General features: G+C 61.3%; 14 protein-coding genes and 1 pseudogene. 10 read left to right on the forward strand and 5 right to left on the reverse strand.

Annotated features, from left to right (window positions below; all coding sequences use genetic code 11):
• The coding region (locus ABIE33_RS33605; protein WP_429133115.1) for an aldehyde dehydrogenase family protein at positions 1-494 on the reverse strand (494 nt) is incomplete at its 3' end.
• A gap of 119 nt (positions 495-613) precedes the next feature.
• Positions 614-1096: an Lrp/AsnC family transcriptional regulator gene (locus tag ABIE33_RS33610; RefSeq protein WP_429133117.1), complete on the reverse strand. Its 483-nt coding sequence runs from the start codon at positions 1094-1096 to the stop codon at positions 614-616.
• Between the two features lie 67 nt (positions 1097-1163).
• Between ABIE33_RS33610 and ABIE33_RS33615 the strand changes: the two are divergent.
• The 10 genes and pseudogenes from ABIE33_RS33615 to doeB all read left to right on the forward strand — a co-directional run bounded on the left by ABIE33_RS33615 (position 1164) and on the right by doeB (position 10816).
• Positions 1164-2584, forward strand: a pseudogene (locus tag ABIE33_RS33615) (PLP-dependent aminotransferase family protein).
• A gap of 123 nt (positions 2585-2707) precedes the next feature.
• Positions 2708-3493, forward strand: a complete 786-nt coding sequence (ehuA, locus tag ABIE33_RS33620; RefSeq protein WP_429133119.1) for an ectoine/hydroxyectoine ABC transporter ATP-binding protein EhuA — start codon at positions 2708-2710, stop codon at positions 3491-3493.
• 62 nt (positions 3494-3555) lie between these two features.
• Positions 3556-4407, forward strand: a complete 852-nt coding sequence (gene ehuB / locus ABIE33_RS33625) for an ectoine/hydroxyectoine ABC transporter substrate-binding protein EhuB (RefSeq protein WP_429133121.1) — start codon at positions 3556-3558, stop codon at positions 4405-4407.
• A gap of 78 nt (positions 4408-4485) precedes the next feature.
• The gene (ehuC, locus tag ABIE33_RS33630; protein ID WP_429133123.1) at positions 4486-5145 is read left to right on the forward strand and encodes an ectoine/hydroxyectoine ABC transporter permease subunit EhuC; all 660 of its coding nucleotides are present in this window, start codon (positions 4486-4488) and stop codon (positions 5143-5145) included.
• 3 nt (positions 5146-5148) lie between these two features.
• Positions 5149-5811 carry an ectoine/hydroxyectoine ABC transporter permease subunit EhuD gene (gene ehuD / locus ABIE33_RS33635; RefSeq protein WP_429133125.1) on the forward strand — a complete coding sequence of 221 codons (663 nt, stop codon included), beginning with the start codon at positions 5149-5151 and terminating at the stop codon, positions 5809-5811.
• Positions 5811-6596: an ectoine utilization protein EutA gene (eutA, locus tag ABIE33_RS33640; protein WP_429133127.1), complete on the forward strand. Its 786-nt coding sequence runs from the start codon at positions 5811-5813 to the stop codon at positions 6594-6596. The genes ehuD and eutA overlap by 1 nt, the downstream gene beginning before the upstream one ends.
• Complete coding sequence (eutB, locus tag ABIE33_RS33645) at positions 6593-7600, forward strand: hydroxyectoine utilization dehydratase EutB (RefSeq protein WP_429133130.1); 1008 nt, start codon at positions 6593-6595, stop codon at positions 7598-7600. Before eutA ends, eutB begins: the two co-directional genes overlap by 4 nt.
• Entirely contained in the window at positions 7597-8589 is a 993-nt protein-coding gene (gene eutC / locus ABIE33_RS33650) for an ectoine utilization protein EutC (RefSeq protein WP_429133132.1), read from the forward strand. Before eutB ends, eutC begins: the two co-directional genes overlap by 4 nt.
• 32 nt (positions 8590-8621) lie before the next feature.
• Positions 8622-9803 (forward strand): ectoine hydrolase DoeA, encoded by a 1182-nt coding sequence (gene doeA, locus ABIE33_RS33655; protein ID WP_429133134.1) that lies wholly within the window; start codon positions 8622-8624, stop codon positions 9801-9803.
• Between the two features lie 2 nt (positions 9804-9805).
• Positions 9806-10816: a N(2)-acetyl-L-2,4-diaminobutanoate deacetylase DoeB gene (doeB, locus tag ABIE33_RS33660; RefSeq protein ID WP_429133136.1), complete on the forward strand. Its 1011-nt coding sequence runs from the start codon at positions 9806-9808 to the stop codon at positions 10814-10816.
• 259 nt (positions 10817-11075) lie between these two features.
• Here doeB and ABIE33_RS33665 read toward each other — a convergent pair whose 3' ends face one another.
• Genes ABIE33_RS33665 through ABIE33_RS33675 form a run of 3 tightly spaced genes read right to left on the reverse strand, consistent with a single transcriptional unit; the run spans position 11076 to position 16529 of the window.
• The gene (locus tag ABIE33_RS33665; RefSeq protein WP_429133138.1) at positions 11076-14342 is read right to left on the reverse strand and encodes an error-prone DNA polymerase; all 3267 of its coding nucleotides are present in this window, start codon (positions 14340-14342) and stop codon (positions 11076-11078) included.
• A complete protein-coding gene (locus ABIE33_RS33670; RefSeq protein WP_429133140.1) occupies positions 14339-15856 on the reverse strand; it encodes a Y-family DNA polymerase in 1518 nt (505 codons plus the stop codon). The genes ABIE33_RS33665 and ABIE33_RS33670 overlap by 4 nt, the downstream gene beginning before the upstream one ends.
• Complete coding sequence (locus tag ABIE33_RS33675; RefSeq protein WP_429133142.1) at positions 15771-16529, reverse strand: ImuA family protein; 759 nt, start codon at positions 16527-16529, stop codon at positions 15771-15773. Before ABIE33_RS33675 ends, ABIE33_RS33670 begins: the two co-directional genes overlap by 86 nt.
• Positions 16530-16771 lie beyond the last annotated feature (242 nt).

The following is a 16771-nucleotide window of genomic DNA, read 5'->3' on the forward strand; positions in this document are numbered from 1 at the left end:
CCGACGACGCCGAGCGCCTCTCGGCGCACGATCATCTCAGCGCCGGCAAGGTGGCTGGTGACGCTTTCGGCATTCAGCCGTTTGCCTTCTTCGGCATACCAGTCGAAGAAGGACGCAGCGTAGTCGATCTCTCCGCGTGCCTCGGCGATCGGCTTGCCCTGCTCCAGCGTCATGATCAAGGCCAGATCGTCTCTGGCGGCAAGCATCAGTTCGCCCCATTTCCGGAGCAAAGCAGCGCGCTCTTGCGGCAGCAGGTCGCGCCAACCGGCAAAAGCCCGGGTAGCCGCGTCGATCGCTGAGGTCGTCTCATCGCCGTCGAGCGACGCGACCCAGACAAGTGTCGCGCCTGTTGCCGGATCGGTCACCACATAGTTGTTACCCTGGCTCGAAGAGGTCCAACGACCGCCGACATAGGCAAGCTGGCGCAATAGATGGCGATCCGTAAGCTGGTTCAGCGTGCCGTGAAACGGTGTGCGGGCGAAAACGGCGGTCATCGGCAACTCCTCGGCATGTGTTGAGGAGATAGTGACAGCAGGCGAGAGAGAGATTGTCCGTTCAGCTAGCGCTCACAAGATATTTTGTCTGAATTCACGCTGCAAGGCAGAGAAATGGTCTAGGAGGAAGTCGGAAGCAACACGGCGAGTGGGAGAACCGTTTCTTCCTTGACGGTCTTCGTCACGATGTATGTGAAGTAGCGGTCGATTCCGACTTCGCGATCGAGCAGGCCGTCCACCAGCCGCTGGTAGGCGTCGATGTCGGCTGCGACGATCTTCAGGATATAGTCGACGCCACCGCCCACCGACCAACAGGCGGTTATTTCGGGTATGGTCGAGACGGCGCGCTCGAAGCGTTCAAAATCAACCTGTCGGTGATTGCCGAGCGTCACTTCCATCATCACGCTCGCCACCGGGGCCAGGCGGCGCACAGCCACGCGGGCATGGTAGCCGACAATGATGCCGGCCTTCTCCAGTTTGCGAAGCCGCATCCAGCACGGCGTTGGCGACAGGCCCGCCTTTTCAGCAAGCGCCAGCTTGGTGATGCGGCCGTCCTCCTGGACAGCCTCAAGGATGCGCAGGTCGATGGCGTCGAGTTTCATTTCGGGGCTTTCGCGCGTGCTGTTTCATATCAAATCTGGAAAAAGAGATTGGGTGCTGATTTTGGCGTTGTCAATTGACCTGATTTTCAGCAGTGTGAAATCATGACAAATTGGCGCCCCGACCCTGCCCAGCTCCGCCGTCCGGCCTACCTCTCGTTGGCGGAGCAATTCGCGCGCGCCATCCAGGAAGGCAAGCTGACCAACGGGCAGCGCCTTCCGACCCATCGCAATCTCGCCGATGACCTGTCACTATCCGTGCAGACGGTCAGCCGCGCCTACGATGAACTCATCCGCCGGGGGCTCGTGTCCGGTGAGATCGGGCGGGGCAGCTTCGTACAAACTCAGGCGAAGGAACCCGAGCCTCCCTATCTGCCGGAGCGCCTCGGGGAACTGATCGACCTGTCGATCCTCAAGCCCGTTTGCGAACAGCTGCATCTCCAGAAGATGCGCGGCGCGTTTGCCTGGCTTGCGGAGAACCTCCCCTCGAGTTCGGCGCTTTCCTTCCGCCCCAACATGGTCTTCCCGCGCCACCGCAGCGTGGCGGCCGAATGGCTTGGGCGCTGCGGTCTGGAGGTATCGCCGCTCAACATCAGTCTCACCAACGGTGCGACATCGGCGATGACAGTGGCGCTGATGAGCGTTTCGCCTCCCGGATCGACGATTGCGACCGAGGCGGTCAGCCACCATACGCTGGTGCCGCTGTCTACCTATCTTGGCATCCATCTCGAGGGCTTGCCCATCGATCATGACGGCATGATCCCGGAAGCGCTGGAAGTGGCCTGCCGGAAGGGCGTCATTCGGGCAATTTTCCTGCAGCCGTCGGTCATCAATCCGACAGCAACGCTGATGAGCGAGGCGCGTCGCTCGGCACTTGCCGAAGTCGCACGCCGTCATGACATCGCGATCATCGAGAACGATATTCTCGGCCCACTGGTCGATGCGGGTTTGAAGCCGGTTGCAGCCTTTGCGCCGGAAAGGACGCTCTACATCACCAGTTTCACCAAGATCACAGTGCCGGGCCTGCGTATCGGTTATCTGGTCGCGCCAGACCGCTACGTTGCGGCCGTCGCCAACCGGCATCTCGTCTCGAACTGGATGGCAACACCGGCAATCGCCGAGATCGCGACGCATTGGGTGGGTGACGGAACGGCGATCGAGCTTGTGGACTGGCAGCGGCGGGCACTGGCCGTCCGCCACGCGATTGCCGCCGAAGCGTTCGGCAATCTCGAGTATCGCTCGCACCCACAAAGCCTGCATATCTGGCTGCCACTGCCGGAAGGCCATACTGAGGAAGGGTTCGTTTCCCAGGCGCGGCTGCGTGGCGTCGCCATCGCACCCGGCTCTTCGTTCCGCACCGCCGACCTCGGTTGGCGGCCCGCCGTGCGCATATCTCTCGGCTCGACAACCGAGCAGGAACTGCGACAGGGCCTCGGCATCGTCGCGTCGCTTGCGATGGGCAATCCCGAAGCGCTGCTGCTTGCGATTTGAGGCGATCGCCTACTTCACGAGCAGAATCGGAATAATTGTCATGATATTATTATTCCAATTGACATGATTTCGATGGACGATCATCGTTAAGGCATCACCGGTCCCCACCAGGGAAAGACGTGAATGCCCGAACCCATCATCCGCATCGAAAACATCATCAAGCGCTACGGTCCGCTGACCGTGCTCGACGGCTTGTCGATGCAGGTCATGCCGGGCGAAAAGCTCGCGCTCATCGGTCCGTCAGGCTCCGGCAAGACGACGATCCTGCGCATCTTGATGACCCTGGAGACGATCAGCGGCGGGCATATTCAGGTTGATGGCGAGCAGCTCTATCACATGCCCCGGAGCGGCGGCCTTGTCGCCGCCGACGAGCGCTATCTCCAGCGGATGCGCGAGAAGATCGGAATGGTCTTCCAGCACTTCAACCTGTTTCCGCACAAATGTGTTCTCGACAACGTGACGCTCGCGCCGATGCTGACGAAGGGCACGGCAAGACCGGCTGCGGAAAAGCGGGCAATGGAGCTTCTCGACATGGTCGGCATGGCCGACAAGGCCAAGAGCATGCCGGCGCAGCTGTCGGGTGGACAGAAACAGCGGGTCGCGATCGCTCGCGCACTCGCACTGTCGCCAAAGATCATGCTGTTTGACGAAGTCACGTCGGCGCTTGATCCTGAGCTGGTCGAGGAAGTCCTCAACGTCATGCGCAAACTCGCGGCCGAGACCGACATGACGATGCTGCTCGTGACCCATGAGATGGGGTTCGCCCACGATTTTGCCGACCGGATCCTTTTTTTCGACCGCGGCAGGATCGTCGAGGAGGGCAAACCCGACGAGATCTTTCGTCATCCCAAGCAGGAGCGCACGCAAACGTTCCTGCGCAAGATAATCGCGGCAGGGCACCGCGTCTGAGCGCTCGCGCCGGGATGTGCCCCAACCAAAAAGATGAAGAACAGCCAGAGGAGCCGATACCGATGAAAATCACGCATTTCATGACAATGGCCGCAAGCGTTTCGACGTTGATGGTTCTTTTTGCAGCGGCACCGGCACTGGCCGATGACGACAAGCTGCAGCAGCTGAAGGAACAAGGCTTTGCCCGCATCGCGATTGCCAACGAGCCTCCGTTCACAGCGGTAGGCGCCGACGGCAAGGTATCGGGTGCTGCACCGGATGTCGCCCGCGAAATCTTCAAGCGCCTCGGTGTCGCCGATGTCGCCGCGTCGATCTCCGAATATGGCGCGATGATCCCGGGCCTTCAGGCCGGGCGGCATGATGCGATCACCGCAGGTCTCTTCATGAAGCCGGAGCGCTGTGCGGCGGTTGCCTATTCGGAGCCGGTGCTCTGCGACGCGGAAGCCTTCGCGTTGAAGAAGGGTAATCCGCTGAAGCTGATGAGCTACAAGGACATCGCCGACAATCCGGACGTCAAGATCGGTGCGCCTGGCGGCGGCACGGAGGAGAAACTGGCGCTCGAAGCCGGCGTGCCGCGTGATCGCGTCATCGTCGTGCCGGACGGCCAGAGCGGATTGAAGATGCTGCAGGACGGCCGCATCGACGTCTATTCCTTGCCGGTCCTGTCGATCAACGACCTGATGTCGAAGGCCAACGATCCGAACCTGGAAGTTGTCGCTCCCGTCGAGGGCGCACCAGTCTATTGCGACGGAGCCGCCTTCAAGAAGGGGGACGAGGCCCTGCGCGATGCATTCGACGTCGAATTGGCCAAGCTGAAGGAATCCGGCGAATTCGCCAAGATCATCGAGCCTTATGGCTTTTCCGCCAAGGCGGCGATGTCGACGACGCGCGAGAAGCTCTGCGCCGCCAAGTAAAACGTCAGGCTCCCCTTTCCGCGCCTGTGGCCGGGGAGCCGGTCCCAACGGCTCACGATGACTGGAATGTGAACAACGATGATCGACTGGTCCGGCTATATAGGGCTCATATTGCAGGGCGCCCTGGTGACGCTGCAACTGACGGTGCTGGGCTCTGCGCTTGCCGTCGTGATGGCCTTTACTGCAGGTCTTGCCCGCGTCAGCCGGTTCTTCGCGGTGCGGGCGCTGGCGACGACCTATATCGAGTTCTTTCGCGGCACCTCGATTTTCGTGCAGCTCTTCTGGGTGTATTTCGTCCTGCCTTTCGCGGGCATAACGCTGACGCCGCTGCAGGCGGGCGTCCTCGCGCTCGGCCTGAACGTCGGGGCCTATGGCGCCGAGGTGGTGCGCGGTGCGGTCAAGGCGATCGGCCGGGAGCAGCGCGAAGCCTGCATCGCGCTCAACCTGACGCGTCACCAGGCAATGCGGCACATCATCCTGCCCCAGGCCTTGCCGCTGATGTTGCCAACCTTCTGCAACAACGCCATCGAACTCCTCAAGGGAACGGCCGTCGTTTCCTTGATCTCGCTGACGGACATGACGTTTCAGGCACAGGTCGTGCGTGCGCAGACCGGCAATACGCTGATCCCGTTCACCGTGATCCTCGTTCTCTACTTCCTGATGTCCTGGGTCATATCGCGTAGCATGCGGTGGCTCGAACGACGCATGACGCGCGGCCTTGACGGCGTGAGGGCCTGATCGATGGAATGGGACTGGAATTTCGTCTGGCAGATCATGCCGACCCTCATCGAGGGGCTTAAGATCACCATCCTGGCCACTGTTCTGGGAGCAGCCGTCGCCGCCGTCGTCGGCCTCCTCTTCGCGATCCTGAGGCTTTCGGCCCCCAAGCCGATCGCCCGCGTTGTCGGCTTCCTCGTCGAATTCATTCGCGGCACGCCGCTGCTCGTGCAGCTCTATTTCATCTTCTACGTGCTCCCCGATATCGGCATCAGCCTGCCGGCACTCGTCGCCGGCGTAATCGGGCTTGGCATCCACTACGGCACCTATACGGCCGAGGTCTACCGTGCCGGCATCGAGAACGTTCCGCGCGGCCAATGGGAAGCAGCGCGGGCGACCAACCTGACAATGCGTCAGACCTGGTTGCACGTCATCCTACCGCAGGCGATACCGCCGATGATCCCGGCGCTCGCGAACTACCTGATTGCGATGTTCAAGGAGACGCCTCTGTTGTCGGCAATTACCGTTCTCGAATTGATGAATCAGGCGAAAAGCATCGCCAACAGCAATTATCGTTACATCGAGCCAATGACACTCGTCGGCGTGTTCTTCCTGGTCATGAGCCTGATCTCGGTCGTGTTCCTGAGATGGCTGGAAGAACGTTACAGCCGGGGGGAGGAACGTTGATGGAAAAGACCCTCTCTCTGTCACTCGCCTCACGTGCACCGAAGCTTGACGGGCGCCCGCTTGAAAAACGCGTCGGGCTGATCATCCTTGCCACCGATCACACGACCGAGCCGGACTTTCGCCGCATGGTCGCAAGCGAGCGGATCGGCGTCTATGTCGCGCGCATTCATTATGCCAACCCTGTCACGCCGGAGAACCTGCGCGCAATGCAGCCATCGCTGACGACAGCCGCCGGTCTTATCTTGCCCGACGAGCAGCTGGACGTCGTCATGTATTCCTGCACCTCGGCCTCGGTCGTCATCGGCGACGATGAGGTGACGGCGGCAATCCATGCAGCAAAGCCCGGAGTGCCGGTCGTCACACCGACTGCTGCGGCCGTCGAAGGACTACGCACGCTAGGAGCCAGCCGAATTTCGGTTCTGACGCCCTATACTCTCGAGACCAGCCGACCCATGGCGGATTATTTCGCCGAAAGTGGTTTCGCGATCGATCGGTTTACCTGCCTTGGCCTGACGGACGACCGGGAAATGGCGCGCATCGGCCTCGACGAACTCGTCACCTTCGCGCGTGAGGCGATGGCGCCCCAATCCGAGGCCTTGTTCATCTCCTGTACGGCGGTGCGCGCGGCCGCCGTCGCCGCACGGATCGAGGATGCGATCGGCAAGCCCGTCGTCACCAGCAATCTTGCGACCGCCTGGGCTTGCCTGCGGCTGTGCGGCGACCACGATCACCGTCCTCAGCTCGGCCGGTTGATGACCCTGCCGATGGCCGGAGCTTGCGCATGACCGGATGTCCCCTGCCCGTTGACTACGACGACATCGAAAGGGCGGCCCGCCGAATTTCGGCGCATGTGCTGAGAACCCCCTTCGCTCTTTCGCCATCTCTGTCCGAATTGCTGGATGTGCCCGTCGGCCTCAAGCTCGAACATCATCAGACCACCGGCAGCTTCAAATTGCGCGGCGCCTGCAATGCGCTCCTGTCCCTGTCGCCCGACGAGCGCAAGCGCGGCATTGTGGCTGCCTCGACCGGCAACCATGGCCGGGCTCTCGCCCACGCAGCAAAAGCCGAAGGCACGCTGGCGACGATCTGCATGTCGCACCTCGTTCCCGATAACAAGGTTTCCGAAATTCGCTGCCTTGGCGCCAGGGTCCATATCACGGGCACCTCGCAGGATGACGCACAGCGCGAAGTAGAGAGGCTCGTCGAACAAGATGGGCTTGTGATGGTGCCGCCATTCGACAATCCGGCCGTTGTTGCCGGCCAGGGCACGCTTGGTCTGGAAATTGCCGACAGCATGCCGGAGGTCGGAACGGTGCTTGTCCCGCTTTCAGGCGGTGGACTCGCCTCGGGCGTAGCGCTGGCGGTCAAGACGCGCCATTCGAGCGTACGTGTCATCGGCATCACCATGGAGCGTGGCGCGGCGATGAAAGCGAGCCTCGACGCGGGCCGCCCTGTTGAGGTTTCTGAAGTGCCAAGCCTTGCGGATTCGCTCGGCGGCGGCATCGGCCTTGGCAATCGTGTGACCTTTGCCATGTGTCACGCGCTGCTCGATGATGTCGTCTTGCTCTCCGAAAAGGAGATCGCAGCCGGCATGCGACACGCCTACGCACAAGAGCGCGAGATCGTCGAAGGGGCTGGTGCAGTCGGCATCGCCGCCTTGCTTGCCGGCAAGGTCGACCCGCTTGGCCGCCCGGTTGCGCTTATCCTATCAGGCCGCAACGTCGACATGGGACTACATCGACGCATCATGAATGGTGAGAGTGATCTGTTGCAGGAGGACGCGGCATGACGCGCATGGCCGTTCTTACCGAGGCTGATTTGCGGGCGATCGTGCCGTTGGATCTTGCCGCTATCGATTGCGTCGAAAATGCGTTTCGCGCGCTTGCCACGAAAGCCGTGGTGATGCCACCGATCCTGCGTCTCGACATTCCCGAACATCGTGGCGAAGTCGACGTCAAAACCGCCTATGTGCCAGGTCTCGACGGTTTTGCGATCAAGATCAGCCCCGGCTTCTTCGACAATCCCAATCTCGGCCTGCCGAGCACCAACGGCATGATGGTGCTTTTGTCGGCAACGACAGGTGTCGTCCAAGCGCTGTTGCTCGACAACGGCTATCTGACCGACATCCGCACGGCAGCAGCGGGCGCCGTTGCCGCAAAGCATGTCTCGCGCCCGGATGCCTCTGTCGCAGCCGTTTTCGGCGCAGGCATGCAGGCGATGCTGCAGCTTGAGGCGCTCTGCCTGGTGCGGCCGATCCGGGAAGCGCGGATCTGGGCTCGCGACGGCGAAAAGGCGAAGCTCGCCGCCCGTACCTTGACGCGGAAGCTGGGTTTTCCAGTACGTGCGGAAGGTGATCCGAAAAGGGCTGTCGAAGGCGCCGACGTCATCGTGACGACCACACCGGCAGAAAGCCCAATCCTCAAATCCGCGTGGCTGCAGCCCGGCCAGCATCTGACCGCCATGGGCTCCGACGCCGAACACAAGAACGAGGTCGAACCCGAGGCGATCGCCCGGGCGTCGCTCTATGTCGCCGACAGCCTGAAGCAGACGCGACGTCTCGGTGAGCTGCACCACGCCATCCAGGCAGGCTGCGTTGCCGCCGACGCCGACTTTGCCGAGCTCGGTCAAATCATCGCCGGGCAGCGGCCGGGACGCATCGGCGCCGACCAGGTTACGATCGTCGACCTGACGGGGACCGGCATTCAGGACACCGCCATCGCCACGCTCGCCTTTGCCCGCGCAAGGGAGCGCGGCAAAGGCATGACTTTTGAAAGTTGAGACCGGCAAAAACCGGAGAATGAGGGAGAAACATGACCCAACCCAACCTCAAATTTTCCCTTGGGGAGTATGATGCGCGACTGCAAAAGACGCGCAAGGCGATGGAGGAGAAGGGCGTCGATCTGCTTATCGTCAGCGATCCGACCAACATGGCCTGGCTCACCGGCTATGACGGCTGGTCGTTCTACGTGCATCAGGCCGTGGTGGTGCCGCCGACGGGCGAGCCGATCTGGTACGGACGTGGCCAGGATGCCAATGGCGCAAAGTTTACGGCCTATCTCGGCCACGAAAACATAATCGGCTATCCCGATCACTATGTGCAGTCCACGGAACGCCATCCGATGGACTATCTCGCCGCAAAGCTTGCCGAGCGGGGCCTCGACAAGCTGATCATCGGTGTCGAGATGGACAATTACTGGTTTTCGGCTGCAGCCTATGCGGCCCTGCAGAAACATCTGCCGAACGCCCGCTTCGTCGATACGACCGCGCTGGTCAACTGGCAGCGCGCAGTAAAGAGCCAAACGGAAATCACCTATATGCGCAACGCCGCGCGCATCGTCGAAGGCATGCACCAGCGTATTTTCGACAAGATCGAGGTCGGGATGCGCAAATGCGATCTCGTCGCCGAGATCTACGATGCCGGCACGCGCGGCGTCGACGGCATCGGCGGTGACTATCCAGCAATCGTGCCCTTGCTTCCGTCCGGCGTCGAGGCATCGGCACCGCATCTGACCTGGGACGATCGTCCGATGAAATCGGGGGAAGGCACGTTCTTCGAAATCGCCGGCTGCTACAATCGTTATCATCTGCCGCTGTCGCGCACGGTCTTCCTCGGCAAGCCGACCCAAGCATTTCTCGATGCGGAGAAGGCGACGCTCGAAGGCATGGAAGCGGGTCTTGCCGAGGCGCGGCCGGGCAACACCTGCGAGGATATCGCCAAGGCGTTCTTTGCGGTCCTCAAGAAATACGGCATCGTCAAGGACAACCGCACGGGCTACTCGATCGGCATGTCCTATCCGCCGGATTGGGGCGAGCGCACCATGAGCCTGCGCCCCGGTGACAGGACCGAGTTGAAGCCTGGTATGACGTTCCACTTCATGACTGGTCTATGGCTAGAGGATATGGGTTTCGAGACGACAGAAAGCATCCTGATCACCGAGACGGGGGTCGAATGCCTCGCCAACGTGCCGCGCAAGCTTTTCGTGAAGGACTGACCATGACGGTTTCTGAGCTGCGGCCGTCCGCAATTTCGCCGACGGTGGACTTCTCGATTAACGGCGTCCAGCATGGTTTCCTGCGGCTGCCCTATAGCCGCGACGACTCCGCCTGGGGCTCGGTGATGATCCCCGTCACCGTGGTGAAGAACGGCGATGGGCCAACGGCTCTTTTGACCGGCGGCAACCACGGCGACGAGTATGAGGGGCCGATCGCCCTCTTCGATCTTGCGCGGACGCTGAAGGCAGAAGACGTGGCCGGTCGCGTCATTATTCTGCCTGCCATGAACTATCCGGCCTTCGTATCGGGAACCCGTACATCGCCGATCGACAAGGGCAATATGAACCGCAGCTTCCCGGGCAGGCCCGATGGCACAGTGACGCAGAAGATCGCCGATTATTTCCAGCGCGAACTGTTGCCGCTCGCCGATATCGTCCTGGATTTTCACTCCGGCGGGAAGACGCTCGATTTCCTGCCGTTCTGCGCAGCACATATCCTGCCGGACAAGGAGCAGGAGGCGCGGTCGTTCGAACTTGTGGACGCATTTTGCGCACCCTACTCTATGAAGATGCTCGAGATCGACGCGGTCGGCATGTACGACAGCGCGGCAGAGGAAATGGGCAAGATTTTCATCACGACGGAACTTGGCGGCGGCGGAACCGCGACCGCAAAGAGCGCGGGGATCGCCAAACAAGGTGTGGCCAACGTTCTGCGCAAGGCCGGCATTCTGAAGGGCGAGGACAGGCCGACCGCTGGCCGGACGCAATGGCTGGATATGCCTGACGGCAATTGCTTTTCCTTTGCAGAAGAAGGCGGCTTGATCGAGCCGCTTGTCGATATGGGAGAGGGCGTCGTTGCAGATCAGGTCGTCGCCCGCATCCACCCGATCGGCAAGACCGGCGCCGCGCCTACCGATGTGTGCGCGAAGATGGACGGCATCCTGTGCGCCCGACATTTCCCCGGCCTCGTCAAGGCAGGAGATTGCGTCGCGGTCGTCGCGGTTGCCGTGTAGTTAGGTCAAACCGGTTGCGTGTGAGCCGGCTCCCGTTGTCGCGAGCCGGTTACACCATTGCCCGCCGCCGCCAATGCGCCAGCTTGTCTGCATGTGCCTTCACGAAGCACGGGCGGGAAATAGCGCGCGCGACATAGTTGCGCCAGGCTGGAGCACGCACTTGAACCTGGCCTGCGATCTTTTCTATCGTTAACCGCAGAGGCACATGGAGACCACGTCGTGAGCGAGTGGCGCGCCACAGGTCGTCCCGCGCTGGGCCCTAGTGGAAGTTCCGGCTCCTGACCTTCAAGGTATCGATATGCAGGTCCGGGATGAAAATGTCTCTTGGCCTCACCGACGCGGACCTTTCACGGGAGTCCGGACTACCCGGCGATCCATGCGCAAACTCGTCGCCGCGACCGGTCGGCAGCCTGAATGCTTCGTCTCGATCGGCAAGGGAAGAAAGATCGCCGGTCAGATCGAACAATTGCTGGGCGATGAGATGGACGACCTCCCCTTCACGCTGGATGCGGCCATTGATTGCCATCATGCTCGATCCGAGCACGACACGTCTGCTGCGCTCAAAGAGTTTCGGCCAGACGACCACGTTGGCCGGCCCGGTTTCATCCTCGATGGTCAGGAACATGACGCCTTTGGCAGATCCCGGCTTCTGGCGAACGAGAACAAGCCCCGCCGTCATCAGCCAGCGGCCGTCGCGGGCTGACATCGCTTCCTCGCAGGTCAGAATGCTGCGCGAGGCGAGATCCTTGCGCAGGAAGGCGATTGGATGCTGGCGCAGCGTCAGGCCTGTGTGGCTATAATCCTTGATGACGTTATGGCCGTCGCTCATCTGCCGAAGGGCGACTTCCGGTTCCAGTTGTTCGACAACCGTCCTCATCTCACGCTCGGTCGCAGCCGCAAACAGAGGGAGCGGCTCGTCGCGAAGCGCCTTGATCGCCCAGAGCGCATCACGGCGCAGCAGTTTAAGCGATGGAAGGAACGCATCGGCTTCGGCAAGCTCGACCAGCGATGCCGCAGGCACGTTTGCGCGCCGCCACATGTCGTCGACGCTGTCGAAGGGCTGGTGGGCGCGTGCAGCAACGATGCGCGCCGCGTCACCGGCGGCAAGGTTTCGAACGAGCCGCATGCCGAGACGCACCGCATGGCGTTGCTCATCTTCGTCCAGAGGCTCGAGCGTACAGTCCCATCGCGATCGATTGACGCAGACAGGCCTGATTTCGACCCCGTGCTTTTTCGCGTCGCCGACAATCTGCGCCACCGCATAAAAGCCCATCGGCTGACTGTTCATCAAGGCCGCGCAAAACGCATCGGGGAAATGGCATTTCACGTAACTGGAGGCATAGGCAATGAGCGCGAAACTGGCAGCGTGGCTTTCCGGAAAGCCGTAGGAACCGAAGCCTTCAAGCTGCGAAAAGGTCTTTTCGGCAAACTCCGGCGAGTATCCATTCTTCACCATGCCGCTGACGAGCTTGTCCTTAAATCTCGATACACCACCGGTGAACTTGAATGTGGCCATGGATTTTCGAAGCTGGTCTGCCTCGCCGCCGGTAAATCCGGCGCAGGTCATCGCCACTCGCATCGCGCTTTCCTGAAACAGCGGGACCCCGAGTGTCTTTCCGAGCACCGCCTCCAGCTCAGGGGTGGGATATTCGACCGGCTCTTTGCCTTCACGCCGGCGCAGATAGGGATGGACCATGTCGCCTTGGATCGGTCCGGGACGGACAATCGCGACCTGGATCACCAAATCGTAGAATGTCCTCGGTTTCATCCGCGGTAGCATCGCCATCTGGGCACGCGATTCGATCTGAAACGTTCCAAGCGTGTCTGCCTTGCGGATCATCGCGTAGGTGGAGGGGTCCTCCTGTCTTATGCTGGCAAGATCGAGAGCCTCTCCCTTGTGAACTTCGATGAGCGCGAAAGCCTTCGACATGCAGGTGAGCATGCCGAGCGCCAGCACATCGACCTTCATGAACTTCAGGGCTTCGACGTCGTCCTTGTCCCATTCGATGACCTGGCGATCGGCCATCGACGCCGGCTCGATGGGCACCAGATCATCCAACCGATCATGCGTCAGCACGAAACCGCCGGGGTGCTGGCCGAGATGTCGGGGTGCCCCCATCAGCTGCTGGGCCAGTTTCAAGGTCAGAGCCAGGCGCTGGTCATCGGGATTGAGGTTGAGGTCGCGAAGGTTCCGCTCGGCGACCAGTTCGGCAGACCACGACCACATGCCTGCAGAAAGGGCCTTGATCATGTCCTCCGGCAGGCTGAGCGCCTTGCCGACGTCGCGAATTGCGCCCTTAGCACGATATCTCGTCACGGTCGCGCAGAGGGCCGCCTTCTGATGCGTATAGGTTCTGTAGATCCACTGGATCACTTCCTCGCGCCGCTCATGCTCGAAGTCGACATCGATATCGGGAGGCTCGTCGCGCTCCTGCGACACGAAACGCTCGAACAGCAGATCGTTGGTTTCGGGATCGATGGACGTGATCCCCAGGATGTAGCAGACGGCCGAATTGGCAGCCGACCCCCGCCCCTGGCAGAGAATGCCCTGGCTTCGGGCATAACGCACGATCGAGAACACCGTGAGAAAATAAGGTGCGTATCTCATGGCCCGGATGAGGTTGAGCTCATGACGTACGATTTTTAGAACCTTGGGCGGCATTCCCTCCGGATAGCGCTTGGGAACACACTCGAAGACATAGTGTTCCAATGATGCCTGGGCATCCTTGCCGGGCACGATCGCCTCCTGCGGATACTGATAGGTGAGTTCATCCAGCGAGAAGCGACAGCGCTCGACGATCTCCAGCGTTCGTGCGAGCGCTTGACCGTAGCGCGGAAACAGCCGTTCCATTTCTTCCGGCGGCTTCAGATACCGGTCCGCATGGCGTTCGCGTTCGAAGCCCACATCGTCGATGGTGGTGCCCGTGCGGACACAGGTGATGACGTCCTGCAGCTGCCGGCGTGACGGCTCGTGGAAGAGAACGTCGTTGGTAACGACCGTCTTCACCTTGAAGCAGGTTGCCATATTGGACAGTTCGTGCAGCCGCAATTGGTCGTTCGGACGCCGTCGAAGACAAAGGGAAAGATAGGCCCGGTCACCGAAGATCTCGGCCATCTTTCTAAGCTGAACTGCGCAAGTGTCGTCGGCAAGATCGGGCACGAGAATGCCGATCAATCCATCGGCATAGAGCGCCACATCGTCGAAGGCGAGGATGCAGTTTGCCTTGCCACCCCGTGCCTTGCCGAGGGTCAAAAGCCGTGTCAGGCGCGAATAGGCCGCCCGGTTCGTCGGATAGACGAGGATCGAGGTGCTATCGACCAAATCGAGGCGACAGCCGACGACCAGGCGGATGCCTGTCGCCCGGGAAGCTTCCAGAGCCCGCACGATACCGGCGAGCGAGTTGCGATCAACGACGCCAATCGCCTTGATGCCGAGGACTTTGGCTGCCGCAAAAAGCTCGTCTGCCGAGGATGCTCCGCGCAGGAACGAGAAATGCGTCGTGACCTGGAGTTCGGCGTAACTCATGCGAAGATCCCGTGCATGAACCATTTGTGCGAGCCTGTTGCCGCATCGACGCCGTCGCCGGACCGGAAAATCCAGAAGCGCTCACCGCCATCGTCCTCGATGACGAAGTAGTCGCGCACCGCGTCGAATTCGGAGCTTTTCGTCCACCACTCCCCGAAGATGCGCTCCGGACCGTCGGCACGTCTCACCCGGCGTCGTTTGCCTCGCCAGGTGATCGAGACGGGCGGATGATCGGGCAAAAGGGCAATCACCTCGATCAAATCCGGACGGGCGAGCAGACGCACCGGTCTTGGCCAATGCAAGGTCCACGATCCTCCGGCCGGCGCCGTTGCCACTCCGATCTGCCTGACACTGCGCTCAGGGACGTCGCTCGCAACCGGTGCAACGCGATAGACCCGCTGGCCCCGGTTGCCGATGATGTCGATCAGCGGCGCGATATCGACCACCTCTTCTTCAATAAGCGATGACGTCTTTTGAGCCTCCGCAAGAGGTTCGCTCATGATCGCTGCAAGCGAGAGCCGCTCAATTCCAAAGCCCGGCTCGATCTTCTCGATCCGGTCCTTGAACAGCTTCGTCAGCCAGGCGACGTCACGGGCGGGCTTTGCGGTTCCGGCCCGGATCGCCTGCATCGTGTTGTCGACCTTGTGGACGATCAGGTCGGTGCGGCGGACGCCCAGTCCCTTCTTCTGAAGCGCGTCGCAAAGCTGAACCACCAGCCGCGACACATATTTTGCGATGGTTTCGGGGGCGCCTATCGGTTCTGCAAATGCGCGCGAGACTTCGATCAGTTCGGCCGGCTTTATGGGTTCGATCGGTTCTGGAAGACGAGCGTAAATCTGGTCGAGGCGGCGACCGATCTCGGGCCCGAAGCGCAACGCCAGCGGTGCCCGCGGTGTGGAAGAGAGCTCGCCGATCGTCTGAAACCCGAGCGTGCGCAGGCTTGCAACGACGTCAGGGCTGAGCCGGAGCGAAGAAATCGGCAGCCTCTCGACAAAGCGGACGGTCTCACCGGGCGTAACAAGGACGGTGTCCCGTTTGCCTACCCGCGCCAGCGCGTGGGCGGCTCCCCAGCTGTCGGCGATCGCCACTCTGGCGGTCAGTCCCCTGCCATGGAACCGATTGACGATGCCCGACAGCATCAGCTCTTCGCCGCCCTGCAGATGGTCGGCGCCTTCGGTATCCATGACGATGCCGTCGGGCGCATCCATCGCGACAACAGGGGAATATTGGGTGAGCGCCCAAAGCGCGATGCGTTCGAGTGCCGCCGCATCGCCAACCGGATCGGCATCCACGAACTGCAGCTTGCCTATGATGGCCTGGGCCTGGGCGGCCGGCATACCAACATGAAGACCGGCTTGCCGGGCCTTGCGATCAAGCGCGGTAATCCAGCGCTGCGAACCGCTTTTGGCGATCATGACCAGCGGCAGGTCAGCCGAAAGCCGTCCCTCGCCGTCCGCCCGCCTGATCCTCTCGATCGCCAGATCCGGGAGATAGATGGATACGACCCGTGGCATCGCACGCTCCTACGATAAATTCTGCGCACTCCCCCGCTTTCACCCGCATCAATTCCAGGAGCCATCGCGGCCGCCCGACGCCTGGAACCGGAAGATCCTCCGACGGCATCACGCTGACCCGCCACCTTGTGGCCGATGCGGTCGGCTGGCCAAAGTCGGAGGCCTCGGTCTGACGGCGCCATCGCCTAACGACCAATCCCATCGTGCCTGTCTTTTCTGCCGCAAGCTGAAGCCGTCGCGACGTGGTCATGGGAAGCCGAACGATCTCTCCGACCACAGCTCCCAGACCGCCATAGGAAAGCCCCTCCTCCATACTGGCGAGCACATCTTCCTCCCTGTCGGCCTCGGCAAAAATGAGCCGCTCGGCAGAAAGCCCGGCTTGCGCCAATGCCGGAAAGAAGAGGTCCGGACGCGTCAGACACCACAGGATCGGCCCCTTCGTGCGAGCCGCAATTCCGGCCACGCAAAGAGCAGCCGCCGCGCCATCGACAGTTCCAGCTCCACCTCCGGCAAATTCGTGAAGGGCGCCATAGGACAGCCCCCCTCCCGGCAACGCGCCGTCGATCTCGGGCACGCCAAAGGCAAGACAAGCCGCCTTCCTGGCCGCACTGCCTTCGAGGGCGGCAATGCGGTCGCGCAGATCCGAAATCACCCTGTGGCGGGCAGCAGTCATCGTTCGCGTTCCCTCAAAGGTCGCGTTGAAGGGTCGACATCATGTCGTTCAAATGCAGATGTTCCCTATCTGTTCCCATCTCCCGACAGTGTCAAGCAACCGAAAATAGGAATATTATCCCTCAGTTTTAGGGGGTCGAAAGATTCGCGTTAGGAATCATAGACCTAGATATTTTGAGCCGGCCTGAGCTTGTTGAAAAATCTTGGGAGGAGCAGCGGCTCGACATGCGATTGGCAGCCAGC

Origin of the sequence: Ensifer sp. 4252 (genome assembly GCF_050434565.1) — a bacterium.
Taxonomy (GTDB): domain Bacteria; phylum Pseudomonadota; class Alphaproteobacteria; order Rhizobiales; family Rhizobiaceae; genus Ensifer.